This is a genomic window from Rhizorhabdus dicambivorans (assembly GCF_002355275.1).
GTDB lineage: Bacteria > Pseudomonadota > Alphaproteobacteria > Sphingomonadales > Sphingomonadaceae > Rhizorhabdus > Rhizorhabdus dicambivorans.
The window spans coordinates 3,417,164-3,435,474 of record NZ_CP023449.1 but is presented as its reverse complement, the minus strand read 5'-3'; the positions used below and the strand labels follow the sequence as shown (position 1 = coordinate 3,435,474).

Sequence of the window (18,311 nt, the reverse complement as noted above, 5' to 3'; positions counted from 1 at the left end):
GAGCGCCTTCTGTTGGATCCCAAAGCCCTATTATGGTCGAAAGTCCCGTTTCGCTTTCCGCGCCTCCAAAGATGATTGAAACTATACAAACTGGAGGGTGCAAGTGGGGCAAATATCTGCAAAGCATTTTGGCGTGTCGGTTCTTGCTTTGGGCATCAGTCTGGGCGTCGCGCCGAGACTCTATGCTCAGGCGCCCAATGCAGTCGGCGACAATCCTGGATCGCAGGTTTCAAGCTCTGAAGTCTCGGAAATCATCGTTACAGCACAAAAGCGCTCGGAGAATCTTCAGCGAGTGCCGGTCTCGGTCGCGGTCGCGACCGCATCGCAACTGACCAACAGCGGCGTAACCGACGTACAGAGTTTGAAAATGGTGGCGCCCGGCGTCGAGGTCCAGTCGAACAATGGTTACGCTTACCCGATCATACGCGGCGTCGCGTCGAAGGGGTCCGGGGCCGGATTTGAATCGCCGATCGCGTTTTATGTTGATGGCGTCTATTATGCGAATGCAACCGCCAACATTTTGTCTTTTAACAATGTTTCCCAGATCGAGGTTTTGAAAGGCCCGCAGGGAACATTGTTCGGTCGCAATGCTACCGGCGGGCTCATCCAGGTCACCACGCGTGATCCCAGATCAACGTTCGGAGGTGACGTCAGTCTTTCCTACGGAAACTACAAAACCTTCAAGGGCACACTCTATCTCACTGGTGGGCTGAGCCAGAACCTGTCCGCAGATCTCGCAGTGCAAGGGACGGCGATGGGAGACGGCTATGGTACCAACCTCTTTAACGGCAAGGATGTTTACAAGATTCAGCATGACATCTCGGCCCGTTCAAAATGGCTTTGGAATGCCGGGCCTGCCACGCAACTGAGATTCATTGCCGATTACACAGATACGCGCAACAGCATGAACGCACAGCGCATTCCGCTGGGCGGCACCGCCGCACCGCCGTTCGGCCCCTCCTATGGCGGCAGCGAGTGGGACGTCGATGGCGACACGATGCCTTTGGTCACCGTGAAAACCGGCGGAGTCAGCCTTCGCGTCGACCATGATTTTGACGCTGTGCAATTTGCAAGCACCTCCGCTTATCGCAAAACCGACTTCACATTCGACAATGAGTCCGATTTTACGCGGACCCGGGGTCGTGTGTTCGGCGAAGATCAGAACGACTGGCAGTTCAGCCAGGAGGTTCAGCTGCTATCGCCGAAGACGAGCCGGTTGAAATGGGTGGTCGGGGCGTATTACTTCAAGGCGGGGAGCCGGTATCCTCGCTTCATTCTGAGCAATTTTGGCGTTGCGGCCACCGCGTTTTCGTCATCGAGCACGCTGAGCAATCAAAATACGGACTCGATTTCGGGCTTCGCACAGGCAACTGCCGAGATTCTCAGCGGTCTTAGCCTGACGGCCGGTCTCAGGTATACGCACGAAAAGCGTGAATTGACGGATGCGTCGACGACGACAGTGGCGCTCAATGGAACGGCGACGGTCGTGGCGCCGGGCGATCAGTCGCTCCTGTTCAAGAAACTGACCTGGCGGCTGGCCATGGATTATCAAGTTACAAGCGATGTGCTCGCCTATATCTCCTATAATCGCGGCTTCAAAAGTGGTGGGTTCAATGCATCCGCTCTGACATTGCCGCCCTTCGAGCCGGAAGTGCTCGATGCATATGAAACCGGCCTTAAGACGACGTTTCTTGATCGTCACGTACGGCTGAATGTTGCCGGCTATTATTATGACTACAAGAATGTCCAGGCGCAGCGTTCCGTCAATGGTTCGACGGGAATCTACAACGGCGCCGCCGCTGAAATCTACGGGTTCGACGGTCAACTCCAAACGCAGATTTCCTCGAAGCTCTCCTTGGATTTCGGATATCAATTTGCCCATGGCAAATATAAGCAGTTTCCCGGCGCCCTCATCGCCGCGCCAAGTGCGGCCGGTGGGTATACGTTGACGCCGGGCGATGCGAGCGGGAACACCACCTTGCTCACGCCAAAACATAGCCTAAGTGCGGTCGTGAATTATACGGTGCCATTTTCCGAGGGAAAACTGGGTTTCAATGCGAGCTATTATTATAATAGCGGTTTCTTCCAGGATCCTGACGACGTGCTGCGGCAGCCAAGCTATAGTCTGATCAACAGCTCCGTCCGCTGGACGTCACCCGGTGATCGATATTCGATTTCCATCTGGGGCAACAATCTAACCAACAAAGCTGTTACCAACCTGTACAGTGTCAATTCGCAGGGCGGTATTCGCGGTGTGGCCCGTGCCAATTATGCGGCCCCCCGCACTTACGGGGCGACACTGGGGCTCAAATTCTAAGGCGGAGGACCGCCTCGCGCTGATGCTCGCGCCAGTGAGAGAAATGTCTATGCTCTCGCTGGCGCGGTCTTATCACTGTTATCCGATAGTGCAGAACGGGGGTTTGCTGCCGCAAATCCTCGGTCGTCCACCCTACGTAACGCTGCAGCTCAAGACGGGCAGAGGGAACAATGACGAAAATTGAGTATCCTCCCCAGGCATCGGTAAAAGCCGGCGGCTCCGATAGGCCGCTTCATGGGATTTCCTGTGGCGCACGCCGCTCGATGGATCCGATCGGGCAGACGCTCGATCGTCGCGATTTCACGCAGGGGCTTGGGCTAACCGGCGCGCTGATGCTGCAAAGCATGGCCTGGCCCACCGCTGTTTCTGCGGCTGGGCCGGCCGTCTCTCCAAACGGAGCCGATCTCGAGCCAATTTTCGATCCCGACCAAGCTTTCATTGATGCCCATCACCACCTGTGGGCAAAAGGCCGCGAGGGCCTGGTTGCTCTTTCGGGGCGACCGCGGTTCCTGTTTGACGATCTCCTCAGAGAAGCGGCTGGGCACAGGCTGATCGCATCCGTCTATATAAATTCGACGACATCGTATCGCGCCGATGGTCCCGTCGATTTTCGGGGCGTGGGCGAAACGGAGTTCGCGAACGGGCAGGCCGCGGCCAGTGCAAGCGGCCTGTTCGGTCCCGCCAGGGTCGGGGCCGCGCTCGTTGCTGGCGTTACCTGCCAGATTGGCGATCGCCTGAAGCCGGTACTGGAGGCACATCTAGCCGCTGGGAACGGACGTTTGCGCGGTGTCCGCCAAAACGCCGCCTGGGACGCGGACGCGTCGATCATCGGTGGCGTGATCAACAGTCCACCCGGTCTTTATCGCAGCGACGCGTTTCGCGCCGGTTTCCGTCACATTGGGCCCTTAGGTCTCAGCTTCGATGCTTTCCTGCTCTCGCCACAGCTGTCGGATGTCATCGATCTCGCGAGGGCTTTCCCGGACACGACGATTGTCCTGAACCACATGGGCAACCCGGTCGGAACCGGCCGCTATGCCGGTAAAATGAAAGAGCGTTTTCCCATCTGGAAGCGGGATCTACAGGCTCTCGCCAAAATGCCGCGTGTTTACGTCAAGATTGGCGGCCTTGGCGCGCATCTGGCCGAATTCAAGTCTTACAGGAGCGATCCGCCAGCCCACTCCAAGCAGATTGCAGCGGAATGGCGACCCTATATGGAAACCGCGATCGAGATATTCGGTGTCCACCGCTGCATGTTCGAGAGCAACTACCCGGTCGAGAGCGGGACTGGGAGCTATCGTACGATCGTCAACGCGCTGAAACGGGTCGCAGCGCCGTTTTCGGCCGAAGAGCGACAAGCGCTTTTCGTCGGCGCGGCCGCGGATTGCTACAGGCTTGATCTGGCGGCACTTCCGGCATTGTCCAGCGACCGTGGGACCACACCGAGGGCGAGCTAAGCGAGAGGTGCCTTACGATTGATGGTTCCGGTTCGCTCAGGCGGCAGCCTGTGCCGTGCCCGTCATACTGCAACCGCAAGCACAGGAGGGAGATCGCGGTGGCGGCGTCACCGAAGGCGGCGCCCAACCGACAACCGCACAGCTGAACGTCACCAGCCTCGAGCTTCGGTCGAAGCGGGGCTAGCCGGCTGGAAAACGGGTGCGGCGCCTCGACCTCGAACGGTCGATAGCCGAGTTCGCTGATTCTCGAGCGCGCCGCGACCAAGGACCAGCCAGGGGCGCGGCCAGCTTCGCGGCGGTGGCGAACGCTACGCACTTTGCTGTGGATCGAAACGCGTCCAATGCCACGGCAAGGTGCGTCGCGCAGCTCGCCCGGCGATCTCGCGTGACACGAAAAGCATCAGGCGTCTCTCGCAGCGCATTACCGATCGCGTTCCCGCCGCGTTGGACAATTGGCAAGACGGCGCAACACGCAAGGGGCAATTCCGGCTTTTCCGCACGCCTGCAGGCTTATGGTTGATCAGGGGTGGTAGGCAGGCGGCCTTGGCTTGACCTATCGCACAATTGGGGAGGCGAGGACGCAAATCGGTCGAGACCCTTGACGTTGTGACATATAACGACAAAATGTCAGACGTTGCTTGATCGTGGAGACTCCCGTTATGACCGACTATCACTTGCTGATCGATGGAGCGCTGGTCGCGGGCGCTGACACAATCGACGTGCTCAACCCGGCAACCGGCGCCACGTTCGCCGCGGCCCCCCGCGCGAATCACGAGCAGATGCACCAGGCCGTGGCGGCAGCGCGTCGAGCGTTTCCCGCATGGGCAGCGATGACGCAGACCGCACGGGCGGAACGACTGCAAGCGTTCGCCAATGCGCTCGAACCTCGCGCCGACGAGCTGGCTCGGTTGCTGACGCAGGAGCAAGGCAAGCCGATTGCCGAGGCACAGTTCGAAGTCGGCGGCACCATCGCGGCGCTGCGCTATTTTGCCGGCCAATCGGTCCAACCCAAGATCCTGCGCGATACCCCGAGCGAGAAGATCATTGAGCATCGCACGCCCCTCGGCGTGGTTGCAGCGATCGTGCCGTGGAACTTCCCGCTCATCCTGCTCATGGTCAAGCTCGGGCCCGCGCTTATCACCGGCAATGTCGTGATCGCAAAGCCAGCGCCGACCACGCCGCTGACGACCCTGCTGCTCGGTGAGATCGCCGCCGACATCCTGCCGGCCGGTGTGTTTCAGACGCTCGCAGACGCGAACGACCTGGGCGCGGAACTTGCCGCGCACCCTGACGTGGCGATGGTCGCGTTCACCGGCTCCACGGCCACGGGTCGCAAGGTGCTGGCGGGCGCGGCTGACACGCTGAAGCGGTTCACGCTCGAGCTCGGCGGCAACGATGCCGCAATCATCCTCGACGATGCCGATCTCGACATTGTTGCGCCCGCGGTCTTCCGAGCCGCGACCTCCAATGCGGGCCAGATCTGCCTTGCCGCCAAGCGCATCTATGCGCCCGAGGCAATGTACGATCGCCTCTGCGGGGCTCTCGCCGAACTGGCCGAGACCGCCGTTGTTGGCGACGGGCTGGAGCAGGGCACGCAGATCGGCCCCATCCAGAACCGGATCCAGTATGAGAAGCTGCTTGGCTATCTCAAGGATGCGCACGCATCCGGCACCGTCATCGCCGGCGGAAAGCCGATTGACCGGGACGGCTTCTTCATCGCACCCACCGTCGTGCGCGATATCGCCGATGATGCGCGGCTGGTTGCCGAAGAGCAGTTCGGCCCCATCATTCCTGTCTTGTCCTACACGTCGCTTGATGAGGTGATCGAGCGCGCCAATCGGTCGGAATATGGCCTGGGCGGCACGATCTGGACGTCGGACCCGCAGCGCGGGGAAGATGTGGCGATGCGGATCGACACTGGAACCGTGTGGGTCAACAAACATCTTGAGCTGCCGTTTGACGTAGCCTTCGGGGGTGCGAAACAATCAGGATTGGGGCGGCAGCAGGGTGAGGAGGGGCTGGAGGAATTCACGCAGCCCAAGATCGTCAATATCGCTCGCTAAGCGAACCGCGCATCGGGTCGCGGACGGCGCATGTCCGCGACCCCTGGAACGGCTCAGGCCGCGTTGCCGCCGCGCAATCGTTTCTTGCGCGGCGGCATGGATCTGATCAACCTACCTCGAAGCGGCTGCGACGGCGGCGAATATCGATGATCATCATTGCGGCGACGACGATGCTCGGGTCACGAGCGCCGTGCTGCGCGTGCGTGGAAAGGCGTCAGCAGATGCTGATTGGATCGAGCGGAAGTGCTCTACCCTGAACCATGTTATCCGCAGGGGCGGCGCAAGTGTACGCTGGTGCCGGCGATTCCGTTCGCGATGGCGGACGGCTTGTCGACGGAGACGGATGCGGCTGTCACGGCCGGGTGGCGCAGGCAATGCTCGGCCAGCCGCAGCGCAAAGGTCTCGATCAGCGGAACGTGGCTGCGGGCCAGCGTTGCCGCCGCCTCGGCGACCTCACGATAGTCGATCGTCCGGTCCATTGCGTGGACGTGGCCGGCAATGAGCGTAAGCTCGATTGAGATAATGAGGTCCTGGACGCGACCAATCTCGTCGGAATTGATGCCGATATGCGCCTGCAGTTTCAGGTCGCGTACACGCACAACGGTCGTACAGCTACGACCCAGGTCGACATCCGTCTGACCGTCAGCCATGCGCTGCCAGCGTTGCCGCACACACCGTATTGGCGACCAGACAGGCAATCGTCATCGGGCCAACTCCGCCTGGAACCGGCGTAATCGCCCGAGCATGCCCGAGCTCGTCAGTCGCGCAGTCACCCACCAGCTTTGTTTTGCCATCGGCTGCGGTCATGCGCGTGATGCCGACGTCGATGACGACCGCGCCTTCCTTGACCCAATAGCCCCGCACGAGCCGGGGTGCGCCTGCGGCGGCAACGACAATATCCGCCCGTCGCGCGATGTCAGCGAGATCGCGTGTTTCGATGTGGGTGACGGTGACGGTGCATTCCCGTTCCAGCAGCAGCAACGCCAGCGGCTTGCCGACGATGTTCGACTTTCCGATCACCACAGCGTTGAGGCCGCGATAGTCGTCGATCACTTCGTCGAGGAGCATCATGCAGCCGAGCGGTGTGCAGGGCACGAGCCCTCCCGTCCCGGTCGACAGTCTCCCGACGTTGACGGGGTGGAAGCCGTCCACGTCCTTCGCAGGCTTTATGCGATCGAGGACGAGATTGGAGTCGAGCGGCGCTGGCAACGGCAGCTGCACGAGGATGCCATGGACCGTCGGGTCGGCGTTGAGCTCATCGATCAACGATAGCAATTCGGCCTGGGACGTATCGGCTGGCAAACGACGCTCGATCGAGCGTATGCCGACTGCGCGGCAGGTTTCGATTTTGCGCGCGACATAGACCTCACTTGCCGCGTCACTACCGACCAAGACCACGGCCAGGCCCGGTGCCAGCCCGGACTGAGCGACAATCGCCGCCACTTGTTCGGAGACATCGCGGACGAGCCGTGCAGCGATTGCCCGGCCGTTGATCAAGTCCGCCATCAGGAGCGAAAAACCACGGTGCGCGACTGATTCAGGAAGACCCGGCCCTCCAGATGGGCAAGGACGGCGCCGGCCAATACCTGCCGCTCGATGTCACGGCCTTTTCGAACCATATCCTCGGCCGTGTCGGCATGACTCACGACCTCGGTATCCTGGGCGATGATCGGCCCCTCGTCGAGGTCCGCGGTCACATAATGCGCGGTCGCGCCAATCATCTTGACCCCGCGGGCATGGGCCTGATGGTAGGGTTTCGCACCCTTGAACCCGGGCAGGAACGAGTGATGGATGTTGATGCACCTGCCGGACAGAAAGCCGGCAAGGTCATCTGACAGAATCTGCATATAGCGGGCCAGAATGACGAGATCCGCACCGCCCTCGCGCACGAGCCGCTTCACCTCGGCCTCCTGCGCTTCCTTGCCGCCGATCGCCATGGGCAGGTGATGGAACGGGACGCCACGGAGCGATGAGACCGCCAGCGCTTCGCGCGGATGGTTCGAGATGACCCCGAGCACGTCCATCGGCAACTCGCCGATGTGATGGCGATACAGCAGGTCACCCAGGCAATGGTCAAACTTGCTGACCATGATGACGACTTTCTGGCGCTGGCTGTCGTCGCGAATTTCCCAATCGAGGTCCATGTCGCTGCCCGCTGCCGAGAAGCCTTCGCGGAGGCTCTCCAGACTGCTATCGCCGCCGGCCACGAACTTGACGCGCATGAAGAAGCGGTTGTTGGTGACGTCGTCGAATTGCTGCGCCTCGGTGATGTTGCACCCGTGCGCAGCGAGATAACCGGCAACATGCGCGACCAGCCCGGGGCGATCGTCGCATTGCAAGCGGAGCGTGAAGCTATTGTTCATGAAGCGGTTTCCAATTCCGTAGCCGTAAGGGCCTCAGTGCTTTCGAGCGTAGTCAGCGATCCACCGCGCCGTTTTGTCGAGGCCGCCAAAAGGGTAGAAGTGCAGGCGGACATGCCCATGCTGTTCGCCAATTCCGGCGCGGAGCGCATCGACGAAGCGGTCGGGGCCGGCCGATCCGAGCAGATGGCCAATCGAGATGCCATATTTGCTCAGCACGGATGCGGACGCGCCGACGCCGCACCGCGCGGCGAAACGCAAAAGCGTCTTGATGCCGGCCGGGCCGGGCACCCCGAGCAGAACCGGGACGTCGATGCCGGCCTGGCGTACTTCGGCGAGCCAGTCGAGCGTGCGCGCAGCGTCGAACGTAAATTGCGTGACGATGAGCGCCGCCATACCGCGTCTTTCGATCTCATCGGTCTTGGCCCGCAGGACGGCGGTGGCCTCCCCCGCTGTCATGTTGGGATGGCCTTCGGGATGGCCCGCAACGCCGATCAGGTCGATCCCGGCGGCCTCAAAGGCGCCGCTGGCAATCAACTGCATGCTATCGGCATACGGGCCTTCCGGCTCAGCGGCGTCTCCGGCGATGACGAAGCAGCGCCGCACCTTGGCTTCAGCCACGACGGCGTGCAGGAAGTCGTGGAACTCCGCCTCGTCTTGGATGCGACGGGCTGAGAAATGCGGCATCGGCTCGAAACCGAGGTCACGCACCGCCTTGCAGGCTGCGATCCGCGTCTCGTAGTTTTCGCCTGGCAGGAACGTCACCGCGACGGATGTACCGGGGGGCAAGAGCGGCGCCGCTGCCTGCAGCGCATCGATATCCTTCCCAGTCATCTCAATCGAGAAGCAATGCACCAGATTATCCGGCACGCTGTCGCAATCGATGGCCATAACGGGCGAGCCCATCGCCTTCTCCTAGTCTAATGGTCTACGCGCAGCCGCCACGGCAGGCCGAAGCGCGAGTTCACCGGAGGCATTCCCGAAGCTCTCGATCGAGCGCACGGCGAGAATAACCCCGAAGCATAGGGTCACCGGCCCACCTCGATCGCTTGCCAGGGAAGCGATCGAGGCCACCGTCACACCCGCTTGTGTCAGAGCGTCGCGCGGACCCGGCCCTGCGACAGGGCATCGGCCGGGGTAAGCGCCACCGTCGCGCGGATCGTCGTCTGCTCATGACGTTCGGTTTGCCGATTGGGCGCGCCGCCGTTGCGCTCGCCCCAGGTGATAACGACTTCGGTACCCGGCGCGGCGGATGCCTCGTCGATCCCGCAAAGCGACATCATCCGGTGCTCATTGACCGTGTAACCGCACCATTGCGACACGCCGACATGTCGCCCGTCGGTCGAGCGAACGTCATCGGCCTGTGGCAGGCCATAAAAGGCCAGCGGCATGTCGATCGCTTTATAGATTGGCCCATCGCCGAATTGCGACGCCATCACCTTCATGACATCGTCTTCGTTCCACACCAGGAGGCGTTTAACACGATGAGGCTGCGGCTTCATCTTCTCCAGCGCCGCGCGCCCGATGAAGTCGTGATCAAACTTGACGAACTTGTCGTAGCCAAGCGACCAGGCGTCCCAATAATAATCCTCGATCTGCTCGCCATAATAGCTGCCAGCGACGTGCATCTGGCCTTCAAGACTGGCTGCGGGCAGCCACTCGCGATACGCCTTCATTGCGTCGCTGGTGTAAATCGCGGGGAAGGGCGTCGGGATCCATCCATTCTCCAGGGTCGCGCTGTAGTAAGCCCATGTGCCGCCGCGGCGCAGGCCGAGCTTTTCGCCGGCCTTCAGGATCGCATCACGAACGGTGTCCATCTCGTCCCAGGGACCGGAGATCTCTGCGCCGGTATGGCCGGCCATGCCATGCCGCAGGATGTGAACGCGGCAGCCCGCGATGGTGACGAACGCGGTGCGGAAAAACTGGAGCTCTGGCATTCCTCCAACGCAGACATCATCGAGGATCTGCCGGGCGTTGGGGCCTTCAAGCTGAAAGCGATACTTCGTCCGCCGGTGCCCTTTGCCCAAGGGTGAGCTTGGATCGTGCCTCGCCTCGACGTTATATTCGCCCGTCTGGCAATGGTACCGCACCCAGCTTTGCAGCGGATTGCCGCTGATCAGCTCGAACCCCTCATCATCCCCATAATAATGAAGGACACAGTCGCCGATATGCTTGCCGTCGGGATTGGCGACGAAATATTGTTTGCCACGATCGGTGGACAGATTGGAGAAGGTGGACGGCGACAGATAATTCAGCATCGCCTTGGCATCCGGACCCTTGATGTAGGTCACTGACATGTGATGCGACTGGTCGAACATCACCGCCGCTTCGTGCCAAGCGCGCTGCTCCTCGCGCCAATTCGTGAACTCGGCAGGAATGAAAGGCCGAAGGATGTCGATGAGCGATGCGCTCGCGTATCCTCCGGTCTGGTATTTGAAATAGTTCACCAAGTCCGGGTTGTCATCGACAATGTCCTGAACCGACCGCACCATACCTCTCTCCGTGATATAAAATTGGATCTGGCCGGTGCGTTTTCGACACTCCGGCAAGACGAAGCCGACCCTAGCGGCCGCGCCCTGACCCGCTGGGCAAGGCGGCGATGCGCATTGGCCAGCGGGAAAGACGGCGAACCACCCGACGACCCTGCCATATCAATATGGGAACGTTTCCACATGGGCAAGGGCTTATATCGCTCCCATCATGACGTTCGGGAAAAATCTCCTTGCCAATTGGTGAGGTGGCCCACCGGGCCACCCCTCCGCCTTATCCGCTGGACCACGCAAAAGCGCCCGCAAACGTCGCTTACTTTCGTTATCCGCGCGGGCGTGACAATTACCGCAACGTGGGCATGACGAAATCCGCGCCGTCCCGAATGCCCTTTGGCCAACGCAGGGTAGCGGTCTTGAGCCTCGTGTAAAAGCGGACGCCTTCCGGGCCGTGGATGTGGTGATCCCCGAAAAGCGACCGCTTCCAGCCGCCAAAGGAATGGAACGCCATCGGCACCGGGATGGGAACATTGACGCCAACCATCCCCGCGCGAACCTTGCTGAGAAACGCTTGAGCGGTATCACCGTCTCGCGTGAAGATCGCGGTACCGTTCCCGAATTCGTGGGTGTTGATGAGCTGCAACGCCTCTTCGAACGTTTCCGAGCGGACGACGGACAGCACGGGGCCGAAGATTTCCTCGCGGTAGATGCTCATGTCGGGCGTCACCCGATCGAACAATGTACCTCCCAGGAAAAAGCCCCCCTCATAGCCTTGCCGATGGATGTCGCGTCCATCGACCACGAGGTCCGCGCCCTCGGCAGCGCCTGCGTCGATATAGCCACGGACCTTGTCAGCGTGCGCCTGGGTGACAAGCGGGCCCATATCCATTTCGGGATCGACCCCAGGACCGATCTTGAGACTGGCGACCTTAGGCGCAAGGCGCTCCACGAGGGCATCGGCTGTCGCTTGCCCCACGGGGACAGCGACCGAAATCGCCATGCAGCGTTCGCCGGCCGAACCATAAGCCGCACCCATCAGCGCATCGACCGCTTTGTCGAGATCGGCATCGGGCATCACGATCATGTGATTCTTGGCGCCGCCCAACGCCTGGACACGCTTGCCGGCAGCCGTGCCGCGGCGATACACATATTCAGCGATCGGCGTAGAACCGACGAAAGAGACAGCCTCTACGCCGGGATGGTCCAACAGCGCGTCAACGACGACCTTGCCGCCGTGCACGACCTGAAACACGCCATCGGGCAGCCCGGCCTGAGAGAGGAGGGCGGCCATTTCGTTGGCGAGGCTCGGGTCGCGTTCCGAGGGCTTCAGAATGAAGCAGTTGCCGCAGGCGAGCGCGACTGGGAACATCCACATCGGAACCATTGCGGGAAAGTTGAAGGGCGTGATGCCCGCGACAACTCCCAGCGGCTGCCGGAAGGACACGGCGTCGATGCCTTTGCCGACACTCTCGCTAAAATCGCCCTTGAGCATCTGCGGAATGCCACAGGCGAATTCGACGACCTCAAGGCCCCGAACGATCTCGCCCTTTGCATCGCTGAAGACTTTGCCATGCTCGGCGGTCACGATGTTTGCCAGGCGATCCAAGTCCCGCTCGATCAAATCGCGAAACCGGAACAGCACTCTGGCGCGGATGTGCGGCGGCGTGGCGGACCAATCGTCGAACGCCTGCTGCGCGGCGGATACCGCCGCATCGACATCGTCCGGAGTGCCAAGGGTGAGATGCGAGGTGACTTCACCCGTCGCGGGATTGAAAACCTCCGATGTCGATGCTGACGTTTGGCCGGCGCGTCCATGAATGACATGGTCGATGGATGGGATCAGGGTCATGTGTCTGCCTATTTTTGGAAGTGCGAGAAATTCAGGCCCATGCGCGACGATAGAGCGCCTCGATGATCTGCGCGTCGGGCACCCGAGGATTGTTCGCCGGCGAGCCGGAGGCGATGGCCTGCTCGGCCATAAGAGGGAGGAGTTCGAACCACCGTGCCTCGTCGATGCCATGGCTGCGCGGTGTCGGCACGGCCAGATCGGTGTTCACCTGGTGGAGAGCCTCGACGAGCCGCGCAACCGCCGCTTGATCCCCTTCCTCGACAGGCGAAAGTCCCATGGCGCGAGCGCAGTTCGCATAGCGTGGAAGGGCGGCCGGAGCAGACCATTCGGTGACAATCGGCAAGAGCATCGCATTGGAAAGCCCATGGGCGACATGGAAATGCGCGCCGATCGGCCGGCTCATCCCGTGGACCAGGGCCACCGACGCGTTCGAGAAAGCGATGCCAGCCTGCAGCGAACCGATCATCATGCTTTCGCGCGCCGCCCGGTCATCCGGGTTCGTGCAGACGGTCCGCAGATTTGGCCAGATCGCTCTGATGGCAGCAAGCGCCATTCCGTCGGAAAAAGGATTGGCGCGGCTGGACACATAGGCTTCGATGGCATGGGTGAGCGCATCGATACCGGTGTCGGCAGTCAACCGGACAGGTTTGGAGAGCGTAAGCTCATAATCGACGATTGCCAGGATCGGCAGATAGGCCAGCCCGACACAGAGCATTTTCTCGTCATTGGCCTCGTCGGTGACGATCGTGAACCTCGTCGCTTCGGAACCGGTGCCTGCCGTTGTGGGAATAGCGACGATTGGCAGCCCGGGAAGATCTTCTTGATGGGGTGCCTTGAGCGCGCGCATCGTACCGCCGCGGGCGGCCAGAACCGCGACGGCCTTCGCGGTGTCAATGGAGCTTCCGCCGCCGAAACCAACCACGCAGTCATGATCACCCTCGGTAACAAAGGCGGTCGCTTTGTCGATCGACGACACGGTGGGATCCGGGATGACGTCGGCGAAACCGCGCGCCGCTAGTCCCTGTTCGGTGCAGAGCGCCACCAGACGCTCGAGCGCCCCCGTTCCGGCCAGGTAATTGTCGGTTAGAATGGCCGGGCGAGAAAGCCCGAGCTGCGCCAGCGCGGCGGGCAGTTCCCGCAAGGCGCCGCCACCGATCCTGATGGAACGCGGCAAATAAACGGATGACATAAATCCCTCACGAATCCCAAAGCGGTGATCCCGCCCGTGAGGGGTTATAGCGTTGACAAAATCACACATAAGTCGCTAACTTTGCGCAGGTTATGTGCGGAAATGCATGATGCGCGGCACCAGCCTCAATTGGAACGACTTGCGTTTTTTTCTCGCGGTCGCGCGTGCAGGAACGATCTCGCTGGCAGGCCGGCGGACGGGAACGGACCATGCTACCGTCGCAAGGCGGATCGCAGCTCTTGAGCAAGCGCTCGGATTGCAGCTCTTTGAGCGCAACCCACGAGGCTATGAACTCACGCGGCACGGCGAAGACATCCTCGCAATGGCCAATGTCATGGAAACCGAAGCCATCCGCATGGAGGAGAGGGCCGCTGGTGGTCGCGCGGGAATTTCGGGCGCCATTCGGATCAGCGCGCCGGAAGGCTTTGGAAATTTCTTTCTTGCGTCGCGGATCGGAGCGCTTGCCGCCGCCTATCCTGGACTCTCTGTCGAGATGATCACGATCCAACAGATTGTCGCGCTGTCGCGTCGTGAGGCGGACATCGCCGTGACGATGACGCCGCCGCCCGCGGGCACCTTCATCGTGGAGCAGCTGACGGACTATCGATTGTTCGTGTATGGCGCCCGCGATTATCTGGCGTCCCAACCACCCATTCGCAGCCGCGACGATCTCGCGGGCTGCACCTTCATCGGTTATGTCGATGACCTGATATTTACGCGCGCCCTGAACTACCTCGGTGAAATCCGCCCTCACCTTCGCGCCAGGGTGCAAAATTCCAGCCTTCATGCGCAGCTGGTTGCAACACTGAGTGGGGCTGGGCTGTGTGTGTTGCCCGCTTATATCGCGCGGGACGAACCGGACCTTGTGGCGGTTTTGCCAGAGCAACTGTCGCTGGTGCGCTCCTATTTCATGGTCGCAGACGCCGATATGGCAGAAACATCCCAAGTACGGTTGACGCGTCGGTTCCTCCGCGATCTGCTGGAGGGCACCCATGATTTCTTCATGGGATCGATCGAGTGAATCACGGCCTGTTTGGCATGCGCTGCCCTTCCTGTGACAAACTTTGAGCCTATTTGGTCACGCGATTTGCAACCAAATCTTCCACAACGGAGGGATCGGCAAGTGTGCTGGTGTCGCCGAGGCTCGAAACCTCATTCTCGGCGATCTTGCGGAGGATGCGGCGCATGATCTTGCCCGAACGGGTCTTGGGCAGGCCGGGCGCGAACTGGATGGCGTCGGGCGTCGCGATCGGGCCGATTTCGGTGCGAACCCAGTCGCGCAATTCCTTGCGCAGCGCGTCGGTTGGTTCCTCGCCGGCATTGAGCGTCACATACGCGTAGATGCCCTGGCCCTTGATGTCGTGCGGCATGCCGACCACCGCCGCCTCGGCCACCTTGGCATGAAGGACGAGCGCGCTTTCCACTTCGGCCGTGCCCATGCGGTGACCGGAGACGTTGATGACGTCATCGACACGCCCGGTGATCCACCAATAGCCGTCGGCATCGCGCCGCGCGCCGTCTCCGGTCGTGTAAACACCTTCGAACTGGGTGAAATAGGTGGTGAAGAAGCGATCCGCATCGCCCCAGACGCCGCGCATCTGCCCCGGCCAGCTGCGCGCGATGACGAGATTGCCCTCGGCCGCGCCTTCGAGCTGCTTGCCGTCATTGTCGAGCAGTTGCGGCTCCACCCCGAAAAAGGGCCGACAAGCCGATCCAGGCTTGAGCGCGGTGGCGCCGGGCAGGGGGGTGATCATCTGGCCGCCGGTCTCGGTCTGCCACCACGTGTCGACGATCGGGCAACGGCCCTCGCCCACGACCTCATGATACCAGCGCCACGCCTCCGGGTTGATCGGCTCGCCGACCGTGCCAAGCAACTTCAGGGATTTACGGCTCGTCTTTGAAACATAATCGTCGCCGTCCTTCATCAGCGCGCGCAGAGCCGTGGGGGCGGTGTAAAGGATCTCGACCTTGTGGCGATCCACCACCTGCCAGATGCGGCTGGCATCGGGCCAGTTGGGCACGCCCTCGTACATCAGCGTCACGCCGCCGTTCGCGAGCGGGCCATAGACGATATAGCTGTGCCCAGTCACCCAGCCGATATCGGCGGCGCACCAATAGACCTGGCCGGGGCGGTAATCGAAGGTCGTGTCGTGCGTCATGAGAGCGGCGGTGCAAAAGTCGGCCACGGTAGCGGCGGAATAAACCAGCCGCGGGCGGAGTAAAATCCGGCCACCTATTTCCTTTCTGCAATGACGGCAGGAGGGACAGGGGATCTACACCGTGGAACTATATCTGAAGGTTCGCCTGGCTGTCTCCGAAGGGATGACGCAGCGCCAGGCAGCAAAGCATTTCAACATATCTCGCGACAGCGTCGCCAAGATGGTGTCGTATTCGATACCGCCCGGCTATCAGCGGCGATCACCGATCCGGCGGCCGAAGCTGGATGCGTTCGTTTCGACGATCGAGCATTGGCTCGACGAGGATATGAAGGTGCCGCGCAAGCAGCGGCATACTGCCAAGCGGGTGTTCGACCGGCTGCGCGACGAATGCGGGTTCACCGGCGGCTACACGATCATCAAGGACTACATGCGCGAGCGGGATCAGCGCCGCCGGGAGGTGTTCGTGCCGCTGTCGCATCCTCCCGGCCATGCGCAGGCCGACTTTGGCGAGGCGACTGTGGTGATCGGCGGCGTCGAGCAGAAGGCGCGCTTCTTCGTGCTCGATCTTCCGCATAGCGACGGCTGCTACGTGCGGGCCTATCCGGCGGCGGTGGCCGAGGCCTGGGTCGACGGCCACATCCATGCGTTTGCCTTCTTCGGAGGCGTGCCGCAGTCGATCGTATACGACAACGACCGTTGCCTTGTGGCGAAGATCCTGCCCGACGGCACGCGCAAGCGGGCAGCGCTGTTCAGCGGTTTTTTGTCCCACTACCTGATCCGCGATCGCTATGGCCGTCCGGGAAAGGGTAATGACAAGGGGAATGTGGAGGGTCTTGTCGGATATGCCCGGCGCAACTTTATGGTGCCGATCCCGCAGTTTGCGACATGGGATGCGTTCAACGATTTTCTGGAGGAGCAGTGCCGAAAGCGCCAGCGCGATAAGCTACGCGGCGAGAACGAGACGATCGGCGAACGGCTGCAGCGCGATCTTGCCGCCATGCGTCCCTTGCCGGCGTCGCCGTTTGATGCCTGCGACCAGACCAGCGCTGTTGTGACAGCCCAATCGCTGGTGCGCTACAAAACGAACGACTATTCCGTGCCGGTTGCCTACGGTCATCAAGACGTCTGGGTCCGGGGCTATGTCGATCAGGTGGTGATCGGTTGCCGTGGTGAGATCATCGCCCGCCATCCCCGGAGCTGGGAACGGGAAGACATCGTCTTCGACCCCGTCCATTACCTGCCGCTGATCGAGCAGAAGATCAATGCGCTGGATCAGGCAGCTCCATTGCAGGGCTGGGATCTGCCGGACGAGTTCGCCACGCTGCGCCGTTTGATGGAAGGCCGCATGGCAAAGCATGGCCGGCGGGAATACGTCCAGGTTCTCCGTCTGCTGGAAAGCTTCGAGCTTGCCGACCTGCATGCGGCGGTAAGGCAGGCCCTTCAGCTCGGCGCGATCGGCTTCGATGCGGTCAAGCATCTGATCCTGTGCCGCGTAGAACGCCGACCGCCGCGATTGGACCTGTCGATCTATCCGTACCTTCCGAGGGCGACGGTCGAGAAGACCTCGGCGAAGGCGTATATGCGCCTCCTGTCGTCTGATGCGGGAGAGGCGGCATGAGCACCGAAGCACCTGACATCCTGCTCGCCCACTATCTCAAGACCCTCAAGCTGCCGACCTTCCAGCGCGAGCACCAAAAGCTGGCCCGACTCTGCGCAACCGAGGACGTCGATCACGTCGGCTACCTCTTCCGGCTTGCCGAGCGGGAGATGATCGAGCGCGATCGCCGCAAGGTCGAACGGCGGATCAAGGCGGCCAAATTCCCGGTCGTCAAAAGCCTCGACAGCTTCGACTTTGCCGCCATCCCCAAGCTCAACAAGATACAGGTGCTGGAACTGGCCAGATGTGAATGGATCGAGCGCCGCGAGAACGTCATCGCTCTCGGTCCCAGCGGCACGGGCAAGACGCATGTCGCGCTCGGCCTCGGCCTGGTCGCCTGCCAGAAAGGCTTATCCGTCGGCTTCACCACGGCGGCGGCCCTGGTCAGCGAGATGATGGAGGCTCGAGACGAGCGGCGTCTGCTCCGCTTCCAGAAGCAGATGGCCGCCTACAAGCTGCTGATCATCGACGAACTGGGCTTCGTGCCGCTCTCCAAGACCGGTGCGGAATTGCTGTTCGAGCTGATCTCCCAGCGTTACGAGCGCGGTGCCACCCTGATCACCAGCAATCTGCCTTTCGATGAATGGACCGAAACCTTGGGATCAGAACGACTGACCGGCGCACTGCTCGATCGCATCACCCACCACGTCAACATTCTCGAAATGAACGGCGACAGCTATCGTCTCGCCCAAAGCCGCGCCCGAAAGGCTGGCTGAAACCTTTCAAAAAAATCGCCGCGCCCGGCTGAGACCCCGCTCGGGCTACGCCCTCACGGCG

At 61.5% G+C, this 18,311-nt stretch carries 13 protein-coding genes and 1 pseudogene; 6 read left to right on the top strand and 8 right to left on the bottom strand.

Going from position 1 to position 18,311, the window contains the following annotated elements; translation table 11 throughout:
- Positions 1 to 133: 133 nt before the first annotated feature.
- From CMV14_RS16155 to CMV14_RS16145, 3 genes are all read left to right on the top strand, one after another.
- Complete coding sequence (locus tag CMV14_RS16155; protein ID WP_176489158.1) at positions 134 to 2,317, top strand: TonB-dependent receptor; 2,184 nt, start codon at positions 134 to 136, stop codon at positions 2,315 to 2,317.
- Between the two features lie 170 nt (positions 2,318 to 2,487).
- On the top strand, positions 2,488 to 3,771 hold the full coding sequence (locus CMV14_RS16150; RefSeq protein ID WP_202820858.1) for an amidohydrolase family protein: 1,284 nt from the start codon (positions 2,488 to 2,490) through the stop codon (positions 3,769 to 3,771).
- Positions 3,772 to 4,430: 659 nt separating this feature from the next.
- The gene (locus CMV14_RS16145; RefSeq protein WP_066970011.1) at positions 4,431 to 5,834 is read left to right on the top strand and encodes an aldehyde dehydrogenase family protein; all 1,404 of its coding nucleotides are present in this window, start codon (positions 4,431 to 4,433) and stop codon (positions 5,832 to 5,834) included.
- A gap of 263 nt (positions 5,835 to 6,097) precedes the next feature.
- Here CMV14_RS16145 and CMV14_RS16140 read toward each other — a convergent pair whose 3' ends face one another.
- The 7 genes from CMV14_RS16140 to CMV14_RS16110 form a co-directional block, all read right to left on the bottom strand.
- Positions 6,098 to 6,484 (bottom strand): dihydroneopterin aldolase, encoded by a 387-nt coding sequence (locus tag CMV14_RS16140; RefSeq protein ID WP_066970023.1) that lies wholly within the window; start codon positions 6,482 to 6,484, stop codon positions 6,098 to 6,100.
- A complete protein-coding gene (locus CMV14_RS16135; protein ID WP_066970010.1) occupies positions 6,477 to 7,340 on the bottom strand; it encodes a bifunctional 5,10-methylenetetrahydrofolate dehydrogenase/5,10-methenyltetrahydrofolate cyclohydrolase in 864 nt (287 codons plus the stop codon). Before CMV14_RS16135 ends, CMV14_RS16140 begins: the two co-directional genes overlap by 8 nt.
- A complete protein-coding gene (gene purU, locus CMV14_RS16130) occupies positions 7,340 to 8,197 on the bottom strand; it encodes a formyltetrahydrofolate deformylase (RefSeq protein ID WP_066970009.1) in 858 nt (285 codons plus the stop codon). The genes CMV14_RS16135 and purU overlap by 1 nt, the downstream gene beginning before the upstream one ends.
- A gap of 33 nt (positions 8,198 to 8,230) precedes the next feature.
- Positions 8,231 to 9,100, bottom strand: coding sequence for a methylenetetrahydrofolate reductase (locus tag CMV14_RS16125; RefSeq protein ID WP_066970005.1), 870 nt, complete (start codon positions 9,098 to 9,100; stop codon positions 8,231 to 8,233).
- A 185-nt stretch (positions 9,101 to 9,285) separates the two neighbouring features.
- Positions 9,286 to 10,686 (bottom strand): aminomethyltransferase family protein, encoded by a 1,401-nt coding sequence (locus tag CMV14_RS16120; RefSeq protein WP_066970003.1) that lies wholly within the window; start codon positions 10,684 to 10,686, stop codon positions 9,286 to 9,288.
- A gap of 340 nt (positions 10,687 to 11,026) precedes the next feature.
- Positions 11,027 to 12,529 (bottom strand): CoA-acylating methylmalonate-semialdehyde dehydrogenase, encoded by a 1,503-nt coding sequence (locus CMV14_RS16115; RefSeq protein WP_269148368.1) that lies wholly within the window; start codon positions 12,527 to 12,529, stop codon positions 11,027 to 11,029.
- A 31-nt stretch (positions 12,530 to 12,560) separates the two neighbouring features.
- Positions 12,561 to 13,670, bottom strand: coding sequence for an iron-containing alcohol dehydrogenase (locus tag CMV14_RS16110; protein ID WP_238147063.1), 1,110 nt, complete (start codon positions 13,668 to 13,670; stop codon positions 12,561 to 12,563).
- Positions 13,671 to 13,824: 154 nt separating this feature from the next.
- Here CMV14_RS16110 and CMV14_RS16105 point away from each other — a divergent pair, with 154 nt between their 5' ends.
- Entirely contained in the window at positions 13,825 to 14,739 is a 915-nt protein-coding gene (locus CMV14_RS16105; protein WP_096367768.1) for a LysR family transcriptional regulator, read from the top strand.
- Between the two features lie 49 nt (positions 14,740 to 14,788).
- Here CMV14_RS16105 and CMV14_RS16100 read toward each other — a convergent pair.
- Positions 14,789 to 15,874, bottom strand: a pseudogene (locus CMV14_RS16100) (AMP-binding protein); the annotation flags it as partial.
- A 124-nt stretch (positions 15,875 to 15,998) separates the two neighbouring features.
- Here CMV14_RS16100 and istA point away from each other — a divergent pair.
- Both istA and istB read left to right on the top strand, forming a co-directional pair.
- Positions 15,999 to 17,495 (top strand): IS21 family transposase, encoded by a 1,497-nt coding sequence (gene istA / locus CMV14_RS16095; protein ID WP_066970373.1) that lies wholly within the window; start codon positions 15,999 to 16,001, stop codon positions 17,493 to 17,495.
- A complete protein-coding gene (gene istB, locus CMV14_RS16090; protein ID WP_066970376.1) occupies positions 17,492 to 18,250 on the top strand; it encodes an IS21-like element helper ATPase IstB in 759 nt (252 codons plus the stop codon). The genes istA and istB overlap by 4 nt, the downstream gene beginning before the upstream one ends.
- The last annotated feature ends 61 nt before the right edge of the window (positions 18,251 to 18,311 follow it).